Below are 26218 nucleotides of genomic sequence, written 5' to 3' on the forward strand. Positions count from 1 at the left end.
AAACGCCCGGTTACATTCCGAACCCGGAAGCTAAGCCTCACAGCGCCGATGGTACTGCAGGGGGGACCCTGTGGGAGAGTAGGACACCGCCGAACAATTCTTGAAAGGGTTGGACCTCGAACTTCGGTTCCGGGTCCAACCCTTTTTTGTTTTCCGTCACTTGAAGTTCACGTTGCGCAACCAGCATCCGCGGCATGGGTACTGCTGCACTGCTCAGGGCCGCCGGCGTCGGAGTCGGTGACGAGGTCGTCGTGCCTGCGTTCGGCAACGTGGAAGTCGCCGAAGCCGTGACCCAGGTCGGCGCGTTGCCGCTGTTCGCCGACATAGACCCGGTGACCTACTGTCTGGACGCGTTGGCCGTGGAAGCGGCCGTGACTCCGCGGACCGCGGCGGTGGTCGTCGTACACCGCTTCGGCCGGTCCGCCGACGTCGCGCGGTTGCACGGGGTCGGGCAGCGGCACGGGCTCCTGGTGCTGGAACAGGCGGAGTCCGAGGCGCCGTACGAGGAGATAGCCCGGCGCCGGGAGCGTGCGTCCTATCTCGACGCCAAGCTGAGGGGTGTGCGCACGCCCGACGGTGGCGACGGGCACACCTACCAGCAGTATGTGGTGCGGGTGCCCGGCAATGGACGGCCCGACCGGGACGCCTTCGCACGGGCCGTACGCCACAGGGGAGTTGAGTGCCGGGTGCCGGTGAAGACCCCTGTGCACCGGCTGCCCGAATTCCGGCGGTGTGTGTCCCTGCCGGAGACCGAGCGGGCCGCCGAGGAGACGCTGGCACTGCCCGTGGACGCCACGTTGACGCGGCGTGAGATGCAGCGGATCGTCTCCGCGTGCAACTCGCTCGGCGGACTGCTGCAGCCCGCCTTCTGAATGGCCGCCGTGAATGGACCGGCAGCAACCGACCGGTCGTGGTTGGGAGCACGGTTCTGTTCGGGGTATGATCTATTCCGTTGCCGCGAGGGAAACCTCGGAAAGCGACAGGCCCCTATAGCTCAGTCGGCAGAGCGTCTCCATGGTAAGGAGAAGGTCAACGGTTCGATTCCGTTTGGGGGCTCCATCACAAAGGCCCCGCCCTTTCGGGCGGGGCCTTTCGTATGCCCGAGTGGCGGGTCAGACCTTCCTGACCTCCGGCATCCGCATCGCCAGGATCGCCATGTCGTCCGACGGCGCGTCCGAGGCGAAGCGCTCCACCGCGCGCATGATGCGGGCCGCTACCGCGCCGGCCGTAAGACCGGTGCAGGTGGTCAGAACATCCGCGAGGCCGTCGTCGCCCAGCATGCGGGTGCCTTCGCGGCGTTCGGTGACGCCGTCCGTGACGCACAGCAGCACGTCGCCCGGGTCCAGCGTGACCGTCTGCTCGTACAACTCCAGGTCCTCCAGCACGCCGAGCAGCGGCTGCGGCTCGGCTGCCGGCTCGACCGTGCCGTCCTGGCGCAGGCGCAGCGGGAGCGGATGACCGGCGCAGACGACCTTCAGGAGTGCGCTGCCGTCCTCCTGTGGCCACAACTCGCCGTACAGGAGCGTCAGGAAGCGGCTGCGGGCGCCCTCGTCGAGGATGGCGGAGTTCAGGCGCTCCAGGACCGCGGGGCCGCCGAAGCCCTCGCGGGCGAGCAGGCGGAGGGCGTGCCGGGCCAGGCCCGTGACCGCCGCCGCCTCCGGGCCCGTGCCGCAGACGTCACCGATGGCGAAGCCGTAGGCACCGTCGCGGATGGGGAAGAGGTCGTAGAAGTCGCCGCCCACCTCGTTGCCCTCGCCGGCCGCGCGGTAGATGACCTCGACCTCCACACCGTCGATCTGCGGCAGGCCGGGCGGCAGCAGGCTGCGCTGGAGGGACTGGCTGATGGCCGTGCGTTCCGAGTACAGGCGGGCGTTGTCCAGGGCGAGCGCGGCCCGGCGGCTCAAGTCCTCGGCGAGTTCGAGGATTTCCTGCCGGAAGTGCTCGTCTGTCGGCTTGCCGAGGGTCAGCATGCCGATCACTCGGTTGCGGGCGACCAGCGGCAGCACGACCGTCTCGCCGCCGACTGCGGAGGCCGTGGCGAGGGTCGGTCCGATGGTCGTACCGATCCGTTGGTGCGAGTCGCCCAGGCTGAGGCTGCGCATGGAGGTGCGCAGCGCGGCCTGGTGGGCCGCCTCCGCCGGGGCGGTCCAGATGCGGGCGCCGGGGGTGGGTACGGGGTCGGGCGGGGCGACCTTCGCCAGCAGGGACTTGATGCCGTCGATCAGTTCCTCGTCCTCGTGCAGGACGTAGGACAGGTAGGGCTCGGAGGCCTGGTCGGCGATCGTGTAGACGGCGCACCAGGTGGCCAGGGTCGGCACGGTCATCTGGGCCATCAGGGCGAGCGTCTGGTCGCGGTCCAGGGTGCCGGCCAGCAGGTCGGAGGCCTCGACCAGGAAGCTCAGGGAGCCGCGGCGCAGCCGTTCGAGTTCGCCGAGGCGGGCCGACTCGACGGCCAGGGCGATGCGGTCGGCGGCGAACTGCAGGCGCAGGGCCTCTTCGTTGGAGTACCGTCCGGGGGCCTCGGCGGCGACGCCGAGGGAGCCGGTGAGACGGCCTTCGACCTTCAGCGGGACCGTGACGACCGACCGCATGCCCGTGGCGTTGAGGAGGGGCACGGCGCCAGGGACGGCGGTGAGGTCGTCGTGAACGGCGGGCATGCGGGCCGAGCCGTAGCGGCCGGGGCCCGCCTCGACCGGGACCCGGGCGAAGCGCTGGCGGGCGGAGGGCAGGCCGGTGGAGGCACGGACCTCCAGCTCCGTCTCGTCGTCGGTGGCCAGCAGCAGGAAGGCCGCGTCGGCGTCGAGCATGTCGCGGGCGCGTTCCACCGTCCGTTGCAGCAGGCCGTCGAGATCGTCGGGGGCCGGGGAGCCGATGAAGACCTCGAAGGGATCGGCGCTTGCGCCGTCGGTGGCGGCGCTGGTGTCGGCGGATGCCGCGACGCGCAGGGGCGTCTGCAGGACGGCCCGTTCGTGGTCCCGCACCAGCAGGCAGACGGTGGAGGGCTCGCCGCCCGTGTCGCGGACGCGCAGGTGGGAGGCGTACACGGGGATGACCCGGCCGTGCGCCCCGCGGATGCCGTAGCTGCCCTCCCAGCGGGAGAGCTGGAGCGCTTCGGCGATGCCCGTGCTGGTGCCCGGAGTGTGCGGCCAGGCCGCGAGGTCGGTGAGCGGCTTGCCGGTGACCTGCTCGGCGGCGTACCCGAACAGGTCTTCGGCGTCCTCGTTCCAGGCCGCGATGGATCCGGCGGGATCGATCTGGACGACCGCGACCCTGACCCGGCCGTCGGCGAGCGGGAGGAGGTCGGCGGGCAGGGAGGGGCCGGCGGCGCGGGTGCCGACCGGACGCTCGGGCATGTCCAGCTGGAACCAGACATTCTTGTGTGTCGGTGTGTACTCCACGCCCCAACGGCCGGCCAGGGCCGCGCACAGCTGGAGGCCGCGGCCGCCCTCGCGGTCGGGGCTGCCCATGTTGAGGGCCGCGCTCTGCAGCGGGATCTCGCGCTCCGGGTAGCGGTCGGAAACCTCGATCCGTACCCCGTCGTCACTGCGCAGGCACAGGACGTCGGCGGCGGTGCCGGCGTGTACGACGGCGTTGGTGACCAGTTCACTGGTGAGGACCACGGCGTCGTCGACGATGTCGCCGAACCCCCACCCCTGGAGGGTGTCCCGGACGAAGGACCGGGCGGTCGCGACCGATCGTCCGACGGGCTCGAAGCTGGCAGCCGCGCGCGCGGTGATCAAAGCACTCCTAGTCCGGTTGTCGACGTGCAAGGCTCCGGGGCCGACCGGCTCGCGCCGCTGCTCGGGGAGCTTCGGGCCGTTCGGCCCTGGCTCCGGGGTCTGTCCCCCGGGGATCACTCCGGTGGTCATGTGTGCGGCCGCCCTCCGATGCCCGCTCGTTCCCGTGCCACCGCCCAGGCCGGACGGACCGGCGCGGCTGGACAGCCGCATGCAAGGTTACTTACCTTCGCCGTCCGTGCGGATGCCGGTCACGGGTGTTTCCGCCCTGAGGGTGTGCGGACGATGTGCGAAGCTGCCGAACTGTTATGGCCTGGTTGGGCCGGGGTGAAACACTGGGCAAGCTTCTGGTGAAGGTCCGCGCAGGCTGCGTGTCTTCTCTGCACAGGGGGCAGCAGCCGTTCGTGTGGCCTGATTACATCAGGCAGATATACCGAGCAGTAACTGGTACGCCGAGCAGTAGTACCACCCGAGCACAGCAGTATCGGTCGACCCCTGCGGGAGGGACACAGTGGAGTCTGGCGCAGCGACGCGTGGCACCAAGACGCGCGCAAAGGGCGGACAGTCCCTGGACAACCAACGCAAACCACGCAATGGGACCACCGCAGTGGACACCGCCGCCCTCAACCGACTGCTGGCCGCGCTCCTGGCGATGCGGGACGGGAACTTCCGCAAGCGGCTCACGGTGTCCGGGGACGGCGTGATGGCGGAGATCGCGGCGGTCTTCAACGAGGTGGCCGACCGCAATCTCCATCTGACGGGAGAGCTGGCGCGGGTGCGGCGCATGGTGGGGCGTGAGGGCAAGCTCACGGAGCGCCTGGAGACGGGCGCCTGCGAGGGATCCTGGGCGGCCGCCGTCGACAACTCCAACGCGCTGGTGGACGACCTCGTGCGGCCCGTCTCCGAGGTCGGCCGCGTGCTGACCGCGGTCGCGGAGGGCGACCTGTCGCCCCGGATGGAACTGCGCACCCAGGCGCCCGAAGGCGCCGGGCACCCGCTGCGCGGCGAGTTCCTCAAGGTCGGCCGGACCGTCAACAACCTGGTCGACCAGCTGTCGACGTTCACCGACGAGGTGACGCGCGTGGCCAGCGAGGTGGGCACCGAGGGCAAGCTCGGCGGGCAGGCCCGGGTGCGCGGGCTGTCCGGTTCCTGGAAGGACCTCACGGACTCCGTCAACACGATGGCGTCCCGGCTGACGGCCCAGGTGCGGGACATCGCGCTGGTGACCACGGCGGTCGCCAAGGGCGACCTGTCACGGAAGGTCACCGTTCATGTGGCCGGCGAGATGCTGGAGCTGAAGAACACCGTCAACACGATGGTCGACCAGCTCTCCGCCTTCTCCTCGGAGGTGACGCGGGTCGCGCGGGAGGTCGGCACCGACGGCATTCTCGGTGGCCAGGCCCACGTTCCGGGTGTCGACGGCACGTGGAAGGAACTCACCGATTCGGTGAACCTCATGGCCGGCAACCTGACGGCCCAGGTGCGTGGCATCGCCCAGGTCACCACGGCGGTCGCCAACGGCGACCTGTCGCAGAAGGTGACCGTGCCGGCCCGCGGTGAGGTCGCGCAGCTCGCCGACACGATCAACCAGATGACCGAGACGCTGCGGATCTTCGCCGACGAGGTCACGCGTGTGGCCAACGAGGTGGGTGCCGAGGGCCGCCTGGGCGGTCAGGCGACCGTGCCGGGCGTGGCCGGCACCTGGAAGGACCTCACCGACTCCGTCAACACGGTGTTCCGGAATCTCACCACTCAGGTACGGGACATCGCCGCGGTGACGACGGCCGTGGCCAGCGGTGACCTGTCGCAGAAGGTCACCGTGGACGTGGCCGGCGAGATGCTGGAGCTGAAGAACACCGTCAACGGCATGGTCGATCAGCTGTCGTCCTTCGGTGCCGAGGTCACACGCGTGGCGCGGGAGATCGGGGTCGAGGGCGAGCTGGGCGGCCAGGCGCAGGTGGCGGGCGCGGCGGGCACGTGGAAGGACTTGACGGACTCCGTCAACACAGCGTTCCGCAACCTCACCGGTCAGGTGCGCAACATCGCCCAGGTGACCACGGCCGTGGCCAACGGTGATCTGTCGCAGAAGGTCACCGTCGACGTGTCCGGCGAGATGCTCCAGCTGAAGAACACCGTGAACACGATGGTGGACCAGCTGTCCTCCTTCGCCGATCAGGTGACCCGGATGGCCCGGGACGTGGGCACCGAGGGCCGTCTCGGTGGTCAGGCCCGGGTGGACGGCGTGTCGGGCACCTGGAAGGAACTCACCGACTCCGTCAACTTCATGGCCGGAAACCTCACCTCGCAGGTGCGGCAGATCGCCCAGGTGACGACGGCGGTGGCCCGCGGTGACCTGTCCCAGAAGATCGACGTGGACGCGCGCGGGGAGATCCTGGAGCTGAAGAACACCATCAACACGATGGTCGACCAGCTCTCGGCCTTCGCCGACCAGGTGACCCGGGTGGCCCGTGAGGTGGGCACCGAGGGCCGTCTGGGCGGGCAGGCGCAGGTGCCCGGTGTCGCCGGTGTGTGGCGGGACCTGACGGACTCCGTGAACGGCATGGCCGGCAACCTGACCGCCCAGGTGCGCAACATCGCCCAGGTCGCCACCGCCGTGGCCCGCGGTGACCTCTCCCAGAAGATCACCGTGGACGCGCGCGGGGAGATCCTGGAGCTGAAGAACACCCTGAACACGATGGTCGACCAGCTGTCGTCGTTCGCCCAGGAGGTCACGCGGGTGGCCCGTGAGGTGGGTACGGAGGGCATCCTCGGCGGCCAGGCCGAGGTGCAGGGCGTCTCCGGCACCTGGAAGGACCTCACGCAGTCCGTGAACTTCATGGCGAACAACCTGACCAGCCAGGTCCGCAACATCGCCGAGGTCACGACCGCGGTCGCCAAGGGCGACCTGTCCAAGAAGATCACCGTCGACGCCAAGGGCGAGATCCTCGAACTCGTCACCACCGTCAACACGATGGTGGACCAGCTGTCGTCGTTCGCCGAGCAGGTGACCCGGGTGGCCCGTGAGGTGGGCACCGAGGGCATCCTGGGCGGGCAGGCGCACGTGCAGGGCGTCACGGGCATCTGGAAGGACCTCAGCGACAACGTCAACCTGATGGCCAACAACCTGACCATGCAGGTGCGCAACATCTCCCAGGTCGCGGCCGCGGTCGCCAACGGCGACCTGACCCGGACGGTGACGATCGAGGCGCGCGGCGAGGTGGCGCAGCTGGCCGACACCTTCAACACCATGGTGAAGACGCTGAGTTCGTTCGCCGATCAGGTCACCAAGGTGGCCCGGGAAGTGGGTACGGACGGCATCCTGGGCGGCCAGGCGTACGTCCCCGGGGTGGCCGGCACGTGGAAGGACCTCACCGAGTCGGTGAACCAGATGGCGTCCAACCTCACCGGCCAGGTGCGCAACATCGCCATGGTCACCACCGCCATCGCCAAGGGCGACCTGACCAAGAAGATCGACATTGACGCGCGCGGGGAGATCCTGGAGCTGAAGACGACCATCAACACGATGGTCGACCAGTTGTCCTCCTTCGCCGAGGAGGTCACCCGGGTGGCCCGTGAGGTGGGCACGGAGGGCCAGCTGGGTGGTCAGGCACGGGTGCGGGACGTCGACGGCACCTGGCGGGACCTGACGGAGTCCGTGAACGAGATGGCCGGGAACCTGACCCGTCAGGTGCGCGCCATCGCGCGCGTGGCGACCGCGGTGACCCGTGGCGATCTGAACCTGAAGATCGACGTCGACGCGTCCGGGGAAATCCAGGAGCTCCAGGACTACATCAACAAGATGATCGCCAACCTGCGGGACACCACGATCGCCAACAAGGAGCAGGACTGGCTCAAGGGCAACCTGGCCCGTATCTCCGCGCTGATGCAGGGCCGCCGCGATCTGGAGGACGTGGCCTCGCTGATCATGAGCGAGCTGACGCCGGTGGTCTCCGCCCAGCACGGCGCCTTCTTCGTCGCCACGCAGCCGGCCGACGGCAAGGACCTGGGCGGCGACAGCGAGGACCAGTACGAGCTGCGGATGCTCGGCTCGTACGGCTACTCGATGGGTTCCATGCCGACGTCGTTCCGCCCGGGTGAGGCGCTCATCGGCACGGCGGCCCAGGAGAAGCGCACGATTCTCGTGGAGAACGCGCCCAGCGGCTATCTGAAGATCTCCTCCGGGCTCGGTGAGGCGCCGCCCGCGCAGGTGATCGTGCTGCCGGTGCTCTTCGAGGGCAAGGTGCTGGGCGTGATCGAGCTGGCGTCCTTCACGCCGTTCACGCAGATCCAGAAGGACTTCCTCAACCAGATCGCGGAGATGATCGCCACCAGCGTCAACACCATCTCCGTCAACACCAAGACGGAGCAGCTGCTGAAGCAGTCGCAGGAGCTGACCGAGCAACTGCGTCTGCGCTCCGAGGAGTTGGAGCAGCGGCAGAAGGCCCTGCAGGCGTCCAACGCCGAACTGGAGGAGAAGGCGGAGCTGCTGGCCCAGCAGAACCGGGACATCGAGGCGAAGAACTCCGAGATCGAGGAGGCGCGGCAGGTCCTGGAGGAGCGTGCCGAACAGCTCGCCGTCTCCATGCGCTACCGCAGCGAGTTCCTCGCGAACATGTCGCACGAGCTGCGTACTCCGCTCAACTCGCTGCTGATTCTGGCCAAGTTGCTCGCCGACAACGCCGAGGGCAACCTCTCCCCGAAACAGGTCGAGTTCGCCGAAACGATCCACGGCGCCGGATCCGACCTGCTGCAGCTGATCAACGACATCCTCGACCTGTCGAAGGTCGAGGCGGGCAAGATGGACGTGTCCCCGACGCGTATCGCGCTGGTCCAGCTCATCGACTACGTGGAGGCCACCTTCCGGCCGCTGACCGCGGAGAAGGGCCTGGACCTGTCGGTGCGGGTGTCGCCGGAGCTGCCCGCGACCCTGCACACCGACGAGCAGCGGCTGCTGCAGGTGCTGCGGAACCTGCTGTCCAACGCGGTGAAGTTCACCGACTCCGGTTCGGTCGAGCTGGTCATCCGCCCCGCGCGGCAGGACGTCCCGCAGGCGATCCGGGAGCAGTTGCTGGAGGCGGGCTCGCTGACCGATCCGGACGCGGAGATGATCGCGTTCTCGGTCACCGACACCGGTATCGGTATTGCGGCCAGCAAGATGCGGGTGATCTTCGAGGCGTTCAAGCAGGCCGACGGCACCACCAGCCGCAAGTACGGCGGTACGGGCCTCGGGCTGTCCATCTCGCGGGAGATCGCCCAACTGCTCGGCGGCGAGATCCACGCACAGAGTGAGCCGGGCCGCGGCTCGACGTTCACCCTGTACCTGCCGCTGCACCCGGGGGAACTGCCGCCGCACGGCTACCAGCAGGGCGGCTCCGCCCTGGAAGCCGACGAGCTGATGGTGTCGGAGTCGCGCAGGGCCGCCCTGTCCGAGGCGTCCGGGCTGTCCGCCGCGGAGATCGAGACGCCGGCCGAGGTGAAGTCGTACCAGGAGACCCAGAACGGCGCCGCCGCGCTCTTCCGGCGCCGCCGCAGGGCGCTGCCCTCCGTCGGCCGGCGGCCCGCGCAGCAGGGGCAGCAGGTGCCGGAGCAGTGGTCGGCGGGCGAGGCGGACACGGTGCCGCAGGGGCATCACGGCGTCCGGTTCGGCGGGGAGAAGGTCCTGATCGTCGACGACGACATCCGCAATGTCTTCGCGCTGACCAGCGTCCTGGAGCAGCACGGCCTGTCCGTGCTGTACGCCGAGAACGGCCGGGAGGGCATCGAGGTCCTGGAGCAGCACGACGACGTGGCGGTCGTCCTGATGGACATCATGATGCCCGAGATGGACGGCTATGCGACGACCACGGCGATCCGCAGGATGCCGCAGTTCGCCGGTCTGCCGATCATCGCGCTGACCGCCAAGGCGATGAAGGGCGACCGGGAGAAGGCGATCGAGTCGGGCGCGTCGGACTATGTGACCAAGCCGGTCGACCCCGACCATTTGCTGGCTGTGATGGAGCAGTGGATGCGGGCCGAGTGACCGGCAGGGGAACGTCCGGTGTGTGCGTGGAGTTGCTGACTCAGTGTGGCCGGGACCGTGTAGAAGTGCGGGATTCGGGGAACCTTCTGGTCTCCCGCTACGTTTCTGCTACGTGCACAGTGACATCGCGGTGACAGGGTGTGGCGACGGGCGGGGTGCGGCTACGATGACCGGCACAAGGACGGGCGGCGCAAGGGAGTCGTCCCCTGGGGCGGCACCCGTCGGTGCTTCCCCGGTTCCTGCGGACAGGGGCGGCCCCAAGCCGGGGCGAGGAGGGCGGGCCATGGTGCAGAAGGCCAAGATCCTCCTGGTCGATGACCGGCCGGAGAATCTGTTGGCGCTGGAGGCCATCCTCTCTGCGCTGGATCAGACGCTGGTGCGGGCATCGTCCGGGGAGGAAGCGCTCAAAGCACTGCTCACGGACGACTTCGCGGTCATTCTGCTGGACGTCCAGATGCCGGGCATGGACGGTTTCGAAACAGCCGCGCACATCAAGCGGCGGGAGAGGACCCGGGACATTCCGATCATCTTCCTCACCGCGATCAACCACGGCCCGCACCACACCTTCCGGGGGTACGCGGCGGGTGCGGTGGACTACATCTCCAAGCCGTTCGACCCGTGGGTGCTGCGGGCGAAGGTCTCCGTCTTCGTCGACCTGTACATGAAGAACTGCCAGTTGAAGGAGCAGGCGGCGCTGCTGCGGCTCCAACTGGAGGGCGGCGGCAAGGGCGGGGTCGGCGAGGGCAAGGAGTCGGCCGGACTTCTCGCGGAGCTGTCCGCTCGGCTGGCGGCCGTCGAGGAGCAGGCCGAGGCGCTGTCGAAGCAACTCGACGACGAGTCGGCGGACGCGGCGGCGGTGGCCACGGCAGCCCATCTGGAACGCAAGCTGACGGGCCTGCGCCGGGCGCTGGACGCGTTGGAGCCGGGCACGGGCAACCCTTCCTCGGTGCCGTCGAAGAACTGACGGCCCGTCGGGTCGGGGGTGAACGTGAGGTCATGTCAGTTCCGGGTCCGCAAAGGCACGACACGAACGGGTGAAGCCCTGGGCACACGTGTCCACCGCCGCCTCCACCGGTAATCTCACACCTATGGCCTCACGTCCCTCCGCAGCCAAGAAGCAGCCCGCCAAGAAGGCGGCCGCTCCCGCGAAGGCTCCGGCGAAGAAGGCCGCTGCGAAGAAGGCTTCGGCGAGGAAGGCGCCCGCCAAGAAGGCCGCGGCCAAGGCGCCCGCGCCCAAACCGGCGCCGAGTCCGACCGGGGGCGTGTACCGACTCGTACGCGCCCTCTGGCTGGGTCTCGCCCACGCCATCGGCGCCGTCTTCCGCGGTATAGGGCAGGGCGCCAGGAACCTCGACCCCGCCCACCGCAAGGACGGTGTCGCCCTGCTGCTGCTCGCCGTCGCCCTGATCGTCGCCGCCGGCACCTGGGCCGATCTGCGCGGCCCGGTGGGCGGCCTGGTCGAGATCCTGGTGACCGGGGCCTTCGGCCGCCTGGATCTGCTGGTGCCGATCCTGCTGGCGGTCATCGCCGTGCGCTTCATCCGCCACCCGGAGAAGCCCGAGGCCAACGGCCGTATCGTCATCGGCCTGTCCGCGCTCGTCATCGGCGTGCTCGGCCAGGTCCACATCGCCTGCGGAGCCCCCGCCCGCAGCGACGGCATGCAGGCGATAAGGGATGCCGGCGGCCTCATCGGCTGGGGCGCGGCGACCCCGCTGACGTACGCCATGGGTGAGGTCCTCGCCGTCCCGCTGCTCGTGCTGCTCACGGTCTTCGGTCTGCTGGTCGTCACCGCCACTCCGGTCAACGCGATCCCGCAGCGGCTGCGGCTGCTCGGCGTCAGGCTGGGCATCCTCCACGACCCGGAGGACGAGGCCGCCGAGTACGGTGAGGACGAGGCGCGGTACGAGGAACAGTGGCGCGAGGCGCTGCCCGCGCGCCCGCGCAAGCGCCAGGGCGCCCCTCAGAACGCACCCGAGGCGTACGACCCCGACGGCACGGAGCAGGAGGCGCTCTCCAAGCGCCGTGGCCGTCCTCGGCGTTCGGCCGTCCCGCAGCCCGACATGGAACGGCAGATGGACGCCGTGGACGTCGCGGCGGCCGCAGCCGCGGCGCTCGACGGTGCCGTGCTGCACGGCATGCCCCCGTCGCCGATCGTCGCCGACCTCACGCAGGGCGTCAGCGTGGGCGACCGGGTGGAGACGACGCCGACGCCGGTGCCGGCCGCACGCCCCAACCAGGACGGCCCGGCCGCACGCCCCAAGGACGACGGCCCGGCTTCCGGCCCCAAGCAGGAGAAGCTGTCGGCGGTACCCGACCTGACCAAGACACCGCCGGCCGAGACCCGCGACCTGCCGGCGCGCGCCGAGCAACTGCAGCTGTCCGGCGACATCACCTACTCCCTGCCCTCGCTCGACCTGCTGGAGCGCGGCGGCCCCGGCAAGGCGCGCAGCGCCGCCAACGACGCCGTCGTCGACTCGCTCACCACCGTCTTCACCGAGTTCAAGGTCGACGCCCGCGTCACCGGCTTCACCCGCGGGCCGACGGTCACGCGCTACGAGGTGGAGCTCGGCCCGGCCGTGAAGGTCGAGCGGATCACCGCGCTCACCAAGAACATCGCGTACGCCGTCGCCAGCCCGGACGTGCGGATCATCAGTCCCATCCCCGGCAAGTCGGCGGTGGGCATCGAGATTCCCAACACCGACCGGGAGATGGTCAACCTCGGTGACGTGCTCCGGCTCGCCGAGGCCGCCGAGGACGACCACCCGATGCTGGTCGCGCTCGGCAAGGACGTCGAGGGCGGCTACGTGATGGCCAACATCGCGAAGATGCCGCACGTCCTGGTCGCAGGCGCCACCGGCTCCGGCAAGTCGTCCTGCATCAACTGCCTCATCACCTCGATCATGATGCGGGCCACCCCGGAGGACGTCCGCATGGTCCTCGTCGACCCCAAGCGGGTCGAGCTGACCGCCTACGAGGGCGTCCCGCACCTCATCACGCCGATCATCACCAACCCCAAGCGGGCCGCCGAGGCACTCCAGTGGGTCGTGCGCGAGATGGACCTGCGCTACGACGACCTGGCCGCGTACGGCTTCCGGCACATCGACGACTTCAACGCGGCCGTGCGCAGCGGCAAGGTGACGGCCCAGGAGGGCAGTGAGCGGGAGCTGCAGCCCTACCCCTACCTGCTGGTGATCGTCGACGAGCTCGCCGACCTGATGATGGTCGCGCCGCGCGACGTCGAGGACGCCATCGTGCGCATCACGCAGCTCGCGCGCGCGGCCGGCATCCACCTGGTGCTCGCCACGCAGCGGCCCTCGGTCGACGTCGTCACCGGTCTGATCAAGGCGAACGTGCCCTCCCGGCTGGCGTTCGCCACCTCCTCACTGGCCGACTCGCGCGTCATCCTCGACCAGCCCGGCGCCGAGAAGCTGATCGGCAAGGGCGACGGGCTGTTCCTGCCGATGGGCGCGAGCAAGCCGGTGCGCATGCAGGGCGCGTTCGTGACCGAGGACGAGGTCGCGGCGGTCGTACGGCACTGCAAGGACCAGATGACGCCGGTCTTCCGGGACGACGTCGTCGTGGGCACCAAACAGAAGAAGGAGATCGACGAGGACATCGGCGACGACCTCGACCTGCTGTGCCAGGCGGCCGAACTGGTCGTCTCCACGCAGTTCGGCTCGACGTCCATGCTCCAGCGCAAGCTGCGGGTCGGCTTCGCCAAGGCGGGGCGGCTGATGGATCTCATGGAATCCCGGGGCATCGTCGGACCCAGCGAGGGTTCCAAGGCGCGGGACGTGCTCGTGAAGCCGGACGACCTGGACGGCGTGCTGGCCGTGATTCGCGGGGAGTCTGAGGGGTAGCAGGGACACGTCCGTCCGGCGGATCTGCTTACTGCGGGTGGGTGTTGTGCGTGCATCGTGATCCACCCGTTAGGGAGCAGCGGGCAACCGTTTCCCTCGGACGTACGTCAAGTTGAGCGAGAAGACAGGTACGGGCCGCACCATGGGCCGAGTGGCTGTCCCACCATCGGATTGTCCGGCCATCCCGATGGCGTACAAAGTCCCACCGCCGGGTCGCTCCACCTTTGGCACCACCCTAGACTGAACGTCCAGCACAGGCGGCTACACGCTCGAAAGGCGCCCCCGTGTCCATCGGCAACTCACCTGAAGACGAGCGTCCGTTCGAAGACGTTTCCGAGGAATTCCGCCCCTCCATCGGCCGTGCCCTGCAGCAGGCGCGGATCGCCGCCGGGCTGACCGTCGACGACGTCAGCAGCGCCACTCGGGTCCGCATCGCCATCGTGCACGCCATCGAGGCCGACAACTTCGCTCCCTGCGGCGGCGACGTCTACGCCCGCGGGCACATCCGGACCCTGGCGAAGGCCGTGCACCTCGATCCGGACCCGCTGCTCGCGCAGTACGAGGCCGAGGAGGGCGGCCGCCCGGCCCCCACCCCGGCCGCCCCCCTGTTCGAGGCGGAACGTATCCGCCCCGAGCGGCGCGGGCCCAACTGGACCGCGGCCATGGTCGCCGCGATCGTCGCCGTGATCGGCTTCGTCGGCTTCACCGCCTTCCGGGGCGGCGACTCCGGCAGCAGCGCCAAGACACAGGTCGCCGAGGGAACCACCCCCACGAGCAGCAAGCCCGCCTCGCCCACGCCGAAGAGCAGCAAGCCCGCCGAGCAGAAGCCCCAGCCGTCCGACAGCGCCATCGCGGCCGCACCGCAGGACAAGGTGACCGTGCAGGTGAGCGCCGCCAACGGGCGCAGCTGGATCAATGCCAAGGACCACAACGGACGGACCCTCTTCGACGGGCTCCTGAAGAAGGGCGAGTCCAAGACCTTCCAGGACAGCGCCAAGATCAACCTCATCCTGGGTGACGCCGGCGCGATCCAGCTCTATGTGAACGGCAAGAAGATCGAGGACCAGTTCCAGCCGGGCGCCGTGGAACGGCTCACGTACACCAAGGGCGACCCGCAGGTCGGCTGAGGGCTCCGAGCAGGGACGCGATCACGGGGTTGGCCAAGATCGGCCAACCCCGTCGACATGGGGTGTCGGCGGGACGAAGTACTCTTGAGCCCATGCCTGAACGCCGTACCGTCGCACTCGTCACTCTTGGCTGCGCCCGCAACGAGGTGGACTCGGAGGAGCTCGCAGGCCGTTTGGAGGCGGACGGCTGGCAGCTCGTCGAGGACGCCGCGGACGCGGACGTCGCCGTGGTCAACACCTGTGGTTTCGTGGAGGCCGCCAAGAAGGACTCCGTCGACGCCCTCCTCGAGGCCAACGATCTCAAGGGGCACGGCAGAACGCAGGCCGTGGTGGCGGTCGGCTGCATGGCCGAGCGGTACGGCAAGGAGCTCGCCGAGGCTCTCCCCGAGGCCGACGGCGTGCTCGGCTTCGACGACTACACCGACATCTCCGACCGCCTGCAGACGATCCTGAACGGCGGCGTCCACGCCCCGCACACCCCGCGCGACCGTCGCAAGCTCCTGCCGATCAGCCCGGCCGACCGGCAGTCGGCGACCGACGTGGCCCTGCCCGGACACGGCGCCCCGGACGACCTCCCCGAAGGCGTGGCGCCCCGCTCCGGCCCCCGTGCGCCGCTGCGCCGCCGCCTGGACGGCTCACCGGTCGCCTCGGTCAAGCTCGCCTCCGGCTGCGACCGGCGCTGCTCCTTCTGCGCCATCCCGTCCTTCCGGGGCTCCTTCATCTCCCGCCGTCCGAGCGATGTGCTGAACGAGACACGGTGGCTGGCCGAGCAGGGCGTCAAGGAGATCATGCTGGTCTCCGAGAACAACACCTCCTACGGCAAGGACCTGGGCGACATCCGGCTGCTGGAGTCCCTGCTGCCCGAGCTCGCCGAGGTCGACGGCATCGAGCGGGTCCGCGTCAGCTACCTCCAGCCGGCCGAGATGCGGCCCGGTCTGATCGACGTGCTGAGCTCCACCCCGAAGGTCGCCCCCTACTTCGATCTCTCCTTCCAGCACTCCGCGCCGCAGGTGCTGCGCGCCATGCGCCGCTTCGGAGACACCGACCGCTTCCTGGAACTGCTCGACACGATCCGGAGCAAGGCCCCTCAGGCGGGCGTGCGCTCCAACTTCATCGTCGGCTTCCCCGGTGAGAGCGAGGCCGACCTGGCCGAGCTGGAGCGCTTCCTGGGTGCTGCGCGGCTGGACGCCATCGGCGTCTTCGGGTACTCCGACGAGGAGGGCACCGAGGCGGCGACCTACGACAACAAGCTGGACGAGGACGTCGTCGCCGAGCGACTGGCCCGTATCTCCCGTCTCGCCGAGGAACTCGTCTCGCAGCGGGCCGAGGAGCGCATCGGCGAGACGGTGCAGGTGCTCGTCGAGTCCGTCGACGCCGAGGAGGGGGTGTACGGCCGTGCGGCGCACCAGGCGCCGGAGACCGACGGGCAGGTGCTGCTCACGAGCGGCGAGGGTCTGAGCGCCGGTCGTATGGTCGAGGCGAAGGTGGTCGGTACCGAAGGTGTCGACCTGGTGGCCGAGCCGCTCACGGGCTCGCTCGCGTGGGGTGAGGAGGCGGGCAGATGACCGGAGTCCCGGCATCCGCGGCGGGCGGCTCCTCCCGCGCGCAGGGAGCTGTCGCCGGGGCGGGCTCCGGCCGGGCCGGCGCGGACGGGTCTTCCGGGCCGGACGCCGTGTTCCGTGATTCCGGCGGTGTCTCCGGTACGTCCGGCGGTGCTTCCGGTACGTCCGGCGGTGCTTCCGGTACGTCTGGCGGTGCTTCCGGTACGTCTGGCGGTGCTTCCGGTACGTCTGGCGGTGCTTCCGGTACGTCTGGCGGTGCTTCCGGTGCGGTCGGCGGTGCTTCCGGTGTGGTCGGCGGTGCGTCCGGTACGTCCGACGAGCACGACGGTGCCCGGTCGGCGCGTGGCGGGAAGATCGCGGCGGCCGCCGTCAACCAGGCCAGCGTCTGGAATGTCGCCAATCTGCTGACCATGCTCCGGCTGCTTCTCGTGCCGGGCTTCGTGGCCCTGATGCTGGCCGGCGGCGGGTACGACCCGGCATGGCGCTCGCTCGCCTGGGCGGCCTTCGCCATCGCCATGATCACCGACCTGTTCGACGGTCACCTGGCGCGGACCTACAACCTCGTCACCGACTTCGGGAAGATCGCCGACCCCATCGCCGACAAGGCGATCATGGGGGCGGCGCTGATCTGTCTCTCCGGGCTGGGCGACCTGCCCTGGTGGGTGACCGCCGTGATCCTCGGCCGGGAACTCGGGGTCACGCTCCTGCGTTTTCTCGTCATCCGCTACGGAGTCATCCCCGCGAGCCGGGGCGGCAAGCTCAAGACCCTCACCCAGGGCGTGGCCGTGGGCATGTACGTGCTGGCACTGACCGGATGGCTGGCCACCCTGCGGTTCTGGGTGATGGCCGCGGCCGTCGTGCTGACGGTCGTCACCGGGCTCGACTATGTGAGACAGGCCATTGTGCTGCGCAGGCGGGGAATCGCCGAGCGCCGAGCAGCGTTGGAGGAGTCGCAAGCGTGAGTTCCCCCGCCGCCGAACTGGTGAGACTACTCACGGTGAGGGGCGAGACGGTCGCCGTCGCCGAGTCGCTCACCGGTGGCCTGGTCGCGGCGGAGATCACCTCGGTACCGGGTGCGTCCAAGGTCTTCCGGGGATCGGTCACCGCCTACGCCACCGAGCTGAAGCACGGACTGCTGGGCGTCGACGCCACCCTGCTGGCGGAGCGCGGACCAGTGGATCCGCAGGTCGCGGCCCAGATGGCGGCAGGGGTGCGCAAGGCCCTGGGTGCCGACTGGGGCCTTGCGACCACCGGTGTCGCCGGCCCCGACCCCCAGGACGGACAGCCCGTCGGGACGGTTTTCGTCGCCGTGGACGGGCCCTTCGGAGCCGCTACCGGCACCGACCCTGGCGGGAAAACGCTCTCGCTGCGGTTGAACGGCGGCCGGACGGAAATTCGTATGGAGAGTGTACGGAGCGTACTCGCACTGCTTCTCGAGCAGTTCGCGAGCGAACAGACCGGAAATGAGCGGGCACAGGATACGGAACGGAACGGGGGGTTTTGATGTTTGCAGCCCTGAGTGAACACGACATCGCTCCCCGCACGGCCGCGGCGCGAGGCGGTACGGTGGGGCGTGAAGGATGCGGCTACGCGGTCCGAGGAGGGAGCCACCGATGATTCTGCTCCGTCGCCTACTGGGTGACGTGCTGCGTCGGCAGCGCCAGCGCCAGGGCCGTACTCTGCGCGAAGTCTCCTCGTCCGCCCGAGTCTCACTCGGCTATCTCTCCGAGGTGGAGCGGGGGCAGAAGGAGGCTTCCTCCGAGCTGCTCGCCGCCATCTGCGACGCGCTGGACGTACGGATGTCCGAGCTCATGCGGGAAGTGAGCGACGAGCTCGCCCTCGCGGAGCTGGCCCAGTCTGCTGCGGCCACCGAGCCCGTGCCCACGCCGGTTCGTCCGATGCTGGGTTCCGTGTCGGTGACCGGTGTGCCACCGGAACGGGTGACCATCAAGGCGCCCGCCGAAGCGGTGGACGTGGTCGCCGCGTGACCTGCACGCGCGTGGGCGCGTGAACCGACGCATACGTCTGGATGCCCCGGCCGGGGCTCCTCCGGGAAGACCCGGAGGAGTACCGCCGGGGTTTTCGCGTGGTGCGCGCAGTGCCGCACGCGTTCACGGGGGGCTCATGCGCCCGTTTGCCGCTGTCCGCTGGTGCGGTCATGGTGGAGGACGGGCTGCGTTCGGCTGATCGGCGCCGAGAACGAAGGGTGCTGCTTCCGTGCGCCTCCACGCGTCCCGATGCGCCCTGCTGCGTGTGAGGGCGGCGTCCTAGCGTCGGGCTGGAGGTGGGTGCGTGGGTGCGACGGCGGGGCCGGCGGTGCGCTGGGGAATCGTTCTGGGGCTGGGAGCCGTGTGGTGGTGGGCCGTACTGCGGCTGGAACTCACCGACGACGCGGGAGTCCTGGAGGCGGCGGTCGCGGCCGGGGGATGGGGACTGAGCCTGCTGCCCGTGCACTGTGTACCGCAGGACGGGACGGCCGGGACCCTGGAAGAGGGACGATGGCGGCGAGCGTGGCGGGCGCCCGCTGAAGCGGAAGGTGAAGCGGAAGCGGAAGCGGGCATGGCGGAGCTGGATCCCTGCGCCGAGGCCGGATGGCCGCCCGGCGCCGAGGGGGGATGGCCGCCCGCGGACGCCGGGGCAGTGCCGGACCACGGCTCCGGGGGGCCGCCCACGAGGGCTGCCGGGCCGGGCGGCCCGTCCTTCGCGGAATCGGAGGGGTGGCCGTTCGGCGACACGGGCGGCCCGGGTGGCGTGCGGGACGGCGACGGTGCGGGATGGCCGTTCGGGGTCACCAAGGCATCGCCACCCCGCCGTTCGGACGGAGAATCTGGCCCGTCATGAAGCACGACGCGTCGGACGCCAGGTGAAGCACGGTGTGGGCGACGTCCTCCGGCTCGCCGACCCGCCCCAGCGGCGACATGCGGGCCATGACCGCCTCGGTGGGTGTCTGGGCCCCCGCGTCGTGGCGGTCGGTCATGGGCGTACGGATCCAGCCCGGCGCGATCGCGTTGACGCGGATCCCGTGCTGCCCCACCTCGGTGGCCAGCGTCTTCGTCAGCTGCACCACGGCCGCCTTGGCCGCCCCGTAGCAGAGCAGCCCGGGACCGCCGGTGTCCACGGCTCCGGAGGCCATGGTGATGATGCTGCCCCGGACGCCGTGGGCGAGCATCAGCCGGGCCGCCTCCTGGCAGGCGTACAGGACGCCCTTGAAGTTGACGTCCAGCACCCGGTCGAGGTCCTCGTCCCGGGTCTCCAGAACCGGGCTGCTGTGCATGATCCCGGCGATCGCCGCCATCACGTCCAGGCGCTCGCAGGACCGGACGGCCTGCCTCAGCTGCGCCCGGTCGGTGACGTCCAGGGCGTGGGCGAGGGCGGTGCCCCCGCGGTCCTTGATGAGGGAGGCCGTGTCGCGCAGGCCCCGCTCGTCGCGGTCGGCGCAGTGCACCGTCGCGCCCGCCTCGGCGAGCAGGACGGCCGAAGCCCGGCCTATGCCGCCGGCGGCGCCGGTGACGAAAGCGGTGCGTCCGGTGAGTTCGTACGCCTTGACGGACATGCAGGGACGGTACGAGTGTTTCTGACGGGTCGTCAATTGGTCGTGCGGTAGCGGTCCCGCCACTTCTGCGGGGAGCCCGGAGCGGGGGCGGGGCCCTGCTGGCAGGTCGGGCACCAGTAGGTGGGGCGCTCCTGGGAGCCGTCGCCCTGGTCGGCCACCCGGACCGAGGTGTGGCAGCGCAGGCAGGGGCGTGGCGCGCGGCCGTACACGAAGAGGTCGTGGTGGCGCAGGCCGGTGGTCTGCCGGACCACGCGGTCGCGGTTGGCCTCCAGCAGCTTCTTGGCGAGCGCGGGCAGCCTGGCGGCCCGGTCGGAGGGCAGCGCACCCACCGGGAGCCACGGGGTGGCGCCGAGCACGAAGCACAGCTCGCTCTTGTAGATGTTGCCGATGCCGGCGAGATTGCGCTGGTCGAGCAGGGCCTCGCCGAGCGGCCGGGCGGGGTCGGCGAGGAGGTTGGCCAGGGCCTGTTCGGGGTCCCAGTCGGGGCCCAGCAGGTCGGGGCCGAGGTGACCGACGACACGCTGCTCCTCGGCGCTGCGCAGCAGCTCCAGCACCTGGAGGCGGTAGCCGACGGCCGTACGGTCCTCGGTGCCCAGAATCGCGCGGATCTGGTGGGCGGGGCCGCCCCGCCAGCGTTCGCCGGGCCCGTACACCTTCCAGGCACCCTCCATCCGCAGGTGCGAGTGCAGTGTCAGGCCGCCTTCGATGCGGGTGAGCAGGTGTTTCCCGCGCGCGATCGTGTTCAGAACGGTACGGCCGGTGAGATCGACCGTGGCGTACTTCGGCACCCGGAAGTCGCTGCGGGTCAGCACCCTGGCCGCCAGGGCGTCGTGCAACCGTCTCGCGGCCTGCCAGACCGTGTCACCTTCGGGCATGAGTCAAGGGTGGCACGGCGCGGTCCGTGCCTGCCGGGGTCGGGCATCAGGGCCGCCGGCGCGGGCCGGGCCTCTCCTTCTCGCACCTGCTCGCTTCACGCCCGCAGGCGCAGCCCGCGCGGGGTCGCGACGAAGCCCGCCCCCTCCAGGAGGGAGCCGATGGGCGAGGTCAGCGCCGAGGCGCCGTTGACGCGCTCCACCGTGACCGTGCCGAGCGAGCCCGCGCGGGCGGCCACGGCGAGCGCCTCGGCCGCCTCCCGCAGACGCGGGTCGTCGGCGGCCGCGCCGTCCTGGTCGTTGGGCCAGGCCAGCAACGTTTTCCCGCCGCGCTCCATGTAGAGCGTCAGCTCGCCGTCCACGAGCACCACCAGGGAGCCCGCCTTGCGTCCCGGCTTGTGTCCGGCGCCGGTCGGCGGCTCGGGCCAGGGAAGCGCGGCGCCGTAGGCGTTCGCCGGGTCGGCCGCGGCGAGTACGACGGCTCGCGAGTCTGCGGGGGCGGTACGGCGTCGGCGGTCGCCGAATCCTGAGCCGTAGCCGGCGCTGTAACCCGAGCCCGTCCCTGAGCCGTACGGGGAGGCCGGGCCGCCCCGTGGGCCGCCGTAGCCGGGTGAGGAGAAGTCCCGGGGCGATATCCACTCGCCCGGAGGGCGCATGCCCTGGGCCGGACTCCAGTCGCCCGGTGAGGGCAGGTCCCGAGACGGGTCCCAGTCGCCCGGTGAGGGCAGATTTCGAGAGGGACCCCAGTCGTCCGGTGAGCTGCGGTCGTCGTCCAGCCAGGCGACGTCGCCGTCGAGGGCGGTGCCACCATCGGCGCCGTTGGTGACGGCGAATCCGGCATCGCGCCCGCGTTCACCGCCGGTGGGTGGGCCCGAGCCGTTGTTGGACGAGCCCGAGCCGTTGTCGGGTTGGCCGGGACCGGCGGTGGGGCCGAAGCCTCCGTGCGGGTCGAAGCCGTGCGTCGAGGCGGACGGGTCGAGCGCCGGGTGACCGCCGGGCGGGGCGAAGCTGTCGGCGCCGCCGGGCTGTTCGAAGCGATCGGAGCCGCTGGGTGCGCCGAAGGGGTCGGAGCCGCCGGGTGCGCCGAAGCCACCGTTGCTCACGACGCCCGTACCGGGCAGGCCGGAGCCCCGCTCACGGGCGTTGGCCACGGCGCGCAGGCGGTCGACCGCTCCGTCCATCGCGAACTGGGCGGCGCCCAGGCCCTCCACGACGTAGCCGCGCCGTGCCTGGCCGCTCTCCTCGAAGGCCGACAGCACCCGGTACACGGCCGAGAAACCGCCCTCGACGCCCTCCGCGGCCACCGCCCCCCGGGTGACCACACCGTGCCGGTCGAGGAGCGTACGGGCCAGGGCGTGGGCGCGCACGGTGGCGTCGGTGTCACGGCCGGGCAGCAGGGACCAGCGGCCCGCGACGGTCGGCGGGCCGCTGCGGGACGCGGTGCGGGCAGCGGCCGTCAGTGAGCCGTAACGCCCGCGCGGGACGGCGCGCTTCGCGCGGTGCGCGGTGGAACCCGCCGTACGGCCCGAACCGAGCAGGGAACGCATCGGGGCGAGCGTGTCGTTTGTCAGCCGCCCCGACCAGGCAAGGTCCCAGAGGGCATCGGCCAGTTGCGGATCGGTGGCCTCGGGATGGGTGGTGGCACGGACCTGGTCGGCGATCTGGCGGAAGAACAGACCGTAGCCTCCGGAGAGGACGTCGAGGACGGACTGGTGAAGAGCGGTCAGCTCCAGCGGGTGCGGCGGCGGGAGCAGCAACGGGGCCGCGTCCGCCAGGTATAGGGAGACCCAGCCGTCCTTGCCGGGCAGCGCGCCCGCACCCGCCCACACCACCTCACCGGCGGCGGTGAGTTCGTCGAGCATCGACGGGCTGTAGTTCGCGACGCGGGACGGCAGGACCAGTTTCTCCAGCGCGGAGGCCGGCACGGACGCGCCCTGCAACTGCTCGATGGCGCGCACCAGTCCGTCGACCCCGCGCAGGCCGTGCCCCTTGCCGATGTGCTGCCACTGGGGCAGGAACTGCGCGAGCGCGGCAGGCGGCACCGGCTCCAGCTCGTGCCGCAGTGCGGCCAGGGAACGGCGGCGCAGCCGGCGCAGCACGGCTGCGTCGCACCACTCCTGGCCGATGCCCGCCGGATGGAACTCCCCTTGGACCACCCGGCCGTTGGCGGCCAGCCGCTGCAGCGCGCCTTCCGTGACCGCCACGCCCAGTCCGAGACGTGCCGCCGCCGTGGCCGACGTGAACGGGCCATGGGTGCGGGCATGGCGGGCCAGCAGGTCGCCGAGCGGGTCCTTGACCGGTTCGGTGAACGCCTCCGGGACGCCCACCGGCAGCGGCGTGCCGAGCGCGTCGCGCAGCCGGCCCGCATCCTCGATCGCGGCCCAGTGGTCGGCGCCGGCGATCCGGACCCGGATGGCGCGGCGGGCTGCGGCCAGCTCCCGCGCCCAGTGCGGCTCGGCGCCCCGCTGTGCCAGTTCCGCGTCCCGGAGCGGGCCCAGCACGCGCAGCGCGTCCGCGACGCCTTCGACGTCCTTGACGCGGCGGTCCTCGGTCAGCCACTGCAGCTCCTGCTCCAGCTCGACCAGCACCTCGGCGTCCAGCAGCTCACGCAGCTCCGCCTGCCCCAGCAACTCGGCCAGCAGCCGCGAGTCGAGGGACAGGGCGGCGGCGCGGCGCTCGGCGAGGGGTGAGTCGCCCTCGTACAGGAACTGGGCGACGTACCCGAACAGCAGGGAGCGGGCGAAGGGGGACGGCTCGGGCGTGGTGACCTCGACCAGGCGCACCTTGCGGGACTCGATGTCCCCCATCAGCTCGACCAGACCGGGTACGTCGAAGACGTCCTGGAGGCACTCGCGGACGGCCTCCAGGATGATCGGGAACGAGCCGAACTCGCTGGCCACCTGGAGCAGCTGGGCCGCCCGCTGGCGCTGCTGCCACAGCGGGGTGCGCTTGCCGGGGTTGCGGCGCGGCAGCAGCAGTGCGCGGGCGGCGCACTCGCGGAAGCGGGACGCGAACAGGGCCGAGCCGCCGACCTGGTCGGTGACGATCTGGTCGACCTCGCCCTTCTCGAAGGCGACGTCCGCCGCGCCGACGGGCGCCTGCTCCGGGTCCATCGCCGTGCCGAAGGAAGTACCCGACGTCGTGGGTGCCTCGTCCAGCAGGTCCAGCCCCATCAGGTCGGCGTCGGGCAGGCGCAGCACGATGCCGTCGTCGGCGTGCATGACCTGCGCGTCCATGCCGTACCGCTCGGACAGGCGGGCGCCGAGCGCCAGCGCCCACGGGGCGTGCACCTGGGCGCCGAACGGCGAGTGCACCACGACCCGCCAGTCGCCCAGTTCGTCGCGGAAGCGCTCCACCACGATGGTGCGGTCGTCCGGGACGTGGCCACAGGCCTCGCGCTGCTCGTCCAGGTACGACAGGACGTTGTCCACGGCCCAGGCGTCGAGGCCGGCGGCCAGCAGACGCGGCCGGGCGTCCTCCTTGGGCATGGAACCCACCTCGCGCAGGAACGCGCCCACCGCGCGGCCCAGTTCCAGCGGGCGGCCCAGCTGGTCGCCCTTCCAGAAGGGCAGCCGGCCCGGCACGCCCGGCGCCGGGGACACCAGGACCCGGTCGCGCGTGATGTCCTCGATGCGCCAGGAACTCGTGCCGAGCGTGAAGACGTCGCCGACGCGGGACTCGTAGACCATCTCCTCGTCCAGCTCGCCGACCCGGCCGCCGCCCTTCTTGGGGTCGGATCCGGCGAGGAACACCCCGAAGAGGCCGCGGTCGGGGATCGTGCCCCCGGAGGTGACGGCGAGCCGCTGCGCGCCGGGGCGGCCCGTGACCGTGCCGGTCACGCGGTCCCACACCACGCGCGGGCGCAGCTCCGCGAACGCGTCGGACGGGTAGCGGCCCGCGAGCATGTCCAGGACGGCCGTGAACGCCGACTCCGGCAGCGAGGCGAAGGGCGCGGCCCGCCGGACCGCGGCGAGCAGGTCGTCGAACTGCCAGGTGTCCATCGCCGTCATCGCGACGACCTGCTGGGCGAGGACGTCCAGAGGATTGGCGGGCACCCTGAGAGCCTCGATGGCGCCGGAACGCATCCGCTCGGTCACCACCGCGCTCTGGACCAGGTCGCCGCGGTACTTCGGGAAGACCACACCGGTGGAGACCGCGCCGACCTGGTGCCCCGCGCGGCCGACGCGCTGCAGGCCCGAGGCCACGGACGGCGGCGACTCGACCTGGACGACCAGGTCCACCGCGCCCATGTCGATGCCGAGCTCCAGGCTGGAGGTGGCGACCACGGCCGGGAGGCGGCCGGCCTTGAGGTCTTCCTCGACGAGGGCGCGCTGCTCCTTGGAGACCGAGCCGTGGTGGGCTCGGGCGATGACGGCCGGCGCCCCGTGCGCGGCGCCCGAGCCGCCCATCAGCTCGGCCGGGGAGTGGTGCTCGTCGATGGACTCGCCGGTCACCCGCTCGTAGGCGATCTCATTGAGCCGGTTGCACAGGCGCTCCGCGAGGCGGCGGGAGTTGGCGAACACGATCGTTGAGCGGTGGGACTGGACCAGGTCGGTGATCCGCTCCTCGACGTGCGGCCAGATGGACGGCCGCTCCGCGCCGTCATTGCTGTCGGCGGCCGGGGAGCCGCCGAGTTCGCCCATGTCCTCGACCGGGACGACGACCGAGAGGTCGAACTCCTTGCCGGACTCCGGCTGGACGATCTCCACCTTGCGGCGGGGCGACAGGTAACGGGCGACCTCGTCCACCGGACGGACCGTCGCGGACAGACCGATGCGGCGGGCCGGCCGCGGCAGCAGCTCGTCCAGGCGCTCCAGGGAGAGCGCGAGGTGAGCGCCCCGCTTGGTGCCGGCGACCGCGTGCACCTCGTCCAGGATCACCGTCTCGATGCCGGTCAGCGCGTCCCGCGCGGCCGACGTGAGCATCAGGAACAGCGACTCCGGCGTGGTGATCAGGATGTCCGGTGGCCGCGTGGACAGGGCGCGGCGCTCGGCGGCCGGAGTGTCTCCGGAGCGGATCCCCACCTTGACCTCGGGTTCGGGCAGGCCGAGACGGACGGACTCCTGGCGGATGCCGGTGAGGGGGCTGCGGAGGTTGCGCTCGACGTCGACGGCGAGAGCCTTGAGCGGGGAGACGTACAGAACCCGGCAGCGCTTCTTCGGGTCGGCGGGGGGCGGGGTGGAGGTGAGCTGGTCGAGGGCGGCGAGGAAAGCGGCCAGGGTCTTGCCGGAGCCGGTCGGGGCGACCACCAGCACGTCCGAGCCCTCGTTGATGGCCTGCCACGCGCCCGCCTGGGCGGCGGTGGGCGCGGAGAAGGCCCCCGTGAACCAGCCGCGGGTCGCGGGGGAGAAGCCATCGAGGGCTCGGTGTGCGGAGCTGACCATGCGTCCATCCTGCACCCACGCACTGACAATGCGCGCTGAGCTGGGCTTTTGCCTTCGGCGTCAACGGCAGGCGCGGCCTGGGCCGGCAAGCGCTTGTCCTGCGG

General features: G+C 70.9%; 13 protein-coding genes, 1 tRNA gene and 1 rRNA gene. 11 read left to right on the forward strand and 4 right to left on the reverse strand.

Annotated elements, in window-relative coordinates; genetic code table 11:
• The 3 genes from rrf to AB0A61_RS22550 all read left to right on the forward strand — a co-directional run.
• A 5S ribosomal RNA gene (gene rrf / locus AB0A61_RS22540) occupies positions 1–95 on the forward strand; the annotation flags it as partial.
• 114 nt (positions 96–209) lie between these two features.
• Entirely contained in the window at positions 210–872 is a 663-nt protein-coding gene (locus AB0A61_RS22545) for a DegT/DnrJ/EryC1/StrS family aminotransferase (RefSeq protein ID WP_361295326.1), read from the forward strand.
• Positions 873–983: 111 nt separating this feature from the next.
• Positions 984–1059 (forward strand) — tRNA-Thr (locus AB0A61_RS22550).
• A 53-nt stretch (positions 1060–1112) separates the two neighbouring features.
• Here the strand turns inward: AB0A61_RS22550 and AB0A61_RS22555 are convergent.
• Complete coding sequence (locus AB0A61_RS22555) at positions 1113–3869, reverse strand: SpoIIE family protein phosphatase (RefSeq protein WP_361294882.1); 2757 nt, start codon at positions 3867–3869, stop codon at positions 1113–1115.
• A 379-nt stretch (positions 3870–4248) separates the two neighbouring features.
• Between AB0A61_RS22555 and AB0A61_RS22560 the strand changes: the two genes are divergently transcribed.
• The 8 genes from AB0A61_RS22560 (at position 4249) to AB0A61_RS22595 (ending at position 18293) form a co-directional block, all read left to right on the forward strand.
• Positions 4249–9756 carry a HAMP domain-containing protein gene (locus AB0A61_RS22560; RefSeq protein ID WP_361294885.1) on the forward strand — a complete coding sequence of 1836 codons (5508 nt, stop codon included), beginning with the start codon at positions 4249–4251 and terminating at the stop codon, positions 9754–9756.
• Between the two features lie 283 nt (positions 9757–10039).
• Positions 10040–10720 carry a response regulator gene (locus AB0A61_RS22565; RefSeq protein ID WP_361294888.1) on the forward strand — a complete coding sequence of 227 codons (681 nt, stop codon included), beginning with the start codon at positions 10040–10042 and terminating at the stop codon, positions 10718–10720.
• Positions 10721–10844: 124 nt separating this feature from the next.
• The gene (locus AB0A61_RS22570) at positions 10845–13616 is read left to right on the forward strand and encodes a DNA translocase FtsK (protein WP_361294891.1); all 2772 of its coding nucleotides are present in this window, start codon (positions 10845–10847) and stop codon (positions 13614–13616) included.
• 284 nt (positions 13617–13900) lie between these two features.
• A complete protein-coding gene (locus tag AB0A61_RS22575; RefSeq protein WP_361294894.1) occupies positions 13901–14743 on the forward strand; it encodes a RodZ domain-containing protein in 843 nt (280 codons plus the stop codon).
• A gap of 92 nt (positions 14744–14835) precedes the next feature.
• On the forward strand, positions 14836–16308 hold the full coding sequence (gene rimO / locus AB0A61_RS22580) for a 30S ribosomal protein S12 methylthiotransferase RimO (RefSeq protein ID WP_361294897.1): 1473 nt from the start codon (positions 14836–14838) through the stop codon (positions 16306–16308).
• The gene (pgsA, locus tag AB0A61_RS22585; RefSeq protein ID WP_361294900.1) at positions 16305–17267 is read left to right on the forward strand and encodes a CDP-diacylglycerol--glycerol-3-phosphate 3-phosphatidyltransferase; all 963 of its coding nucleotides are present in this window, start codon (positions 16305–16307) and stop codon (positions 17265–17267) included. Before rimO ends, pgsA begins: the two co-directional genes overlap by 4 nt.
• The gene (locus tag AB0A61_RS22590; protein WP_361294903.1) at positions 17264–17809 is read left to right on the forward strand and encodes a CinA family protein; all 546 of its coding nucleotides are present in this window, start codon (positions 17264–17266) and stop codon (positions 17807–17809) included. The genes pgsA and AB0A61_RS22590 overlap by 4 nt, the downstream gene beginning before the upstream one ends.
• A gap of 109 nt (positions 17810–17918) precedes the next feature.
• Entirely contained in the window at positions 17919–18293 is a 375-nt protein-coding gene (locus AB0A61_RS22595; protein WP_053666341.1) for a helix-turn-helix transcriptional regulator, read from the forward strand.
• A gap of 800 nt (positions 18294–19093) precedes the next feature.
• Here the strand turns inward: AB0A61_RS22595 and AB0A61_RS22600 are convergent.
• The 3 genes from AB0A61_RS22600 to AB0A61_RS22610 all read right to left on the reverse strand — a co-directional run bounded on the left by AB0A61_RS22600 (position 19094) and on the right by AB0A61_RS22610 (position 26114).
• The gene (locus tag AB0A61_RS22600) at positions 19094–19858 is read right to left on the reverse strand and encodes an SDR family NAD(P)-dependent oxidoreductase (RefSeq protein WP_361294906.1); all 765 of its coding nucleotides are present in this window, start codon (positions 19856–19858) and stop codon (positions 19094–19096) included.
• 32 nt (positions 19859–19890) lie between these two features.
• Positions 19891–20733: a DNA-formamidopyrimidine glycosylase family protein gene (locus AB0A61_RS22605; protein ID WP_361294909.1), complete on the reverse strand. Its 843-nt coding sequence runs from the start codon at positions 20731–20733 to the stop codon at positions 19891–19893.
• 95 nt (positions 20734–20828) lie between these two features.
• A complete protein-coding gene (locus tag AB0A61_RS22610) occupies positions 20829–26114 on the reverse strand; it encodes an ATP-dependent helicase (protein ID WP_361294912.1) in 5286 nt (1761 codons plus the stop codon).
• Positions 26115–26218: the final 104 nt, after the last annotated feature.

This window comes from Streptomyces sp. NPDC046197 (assembly GCF_040646295.1).
GTDB lineage: Bacteria > Actinomycetota > Actinomycetes > Streptomycetales > Streptomycetaceae > Streptomyces.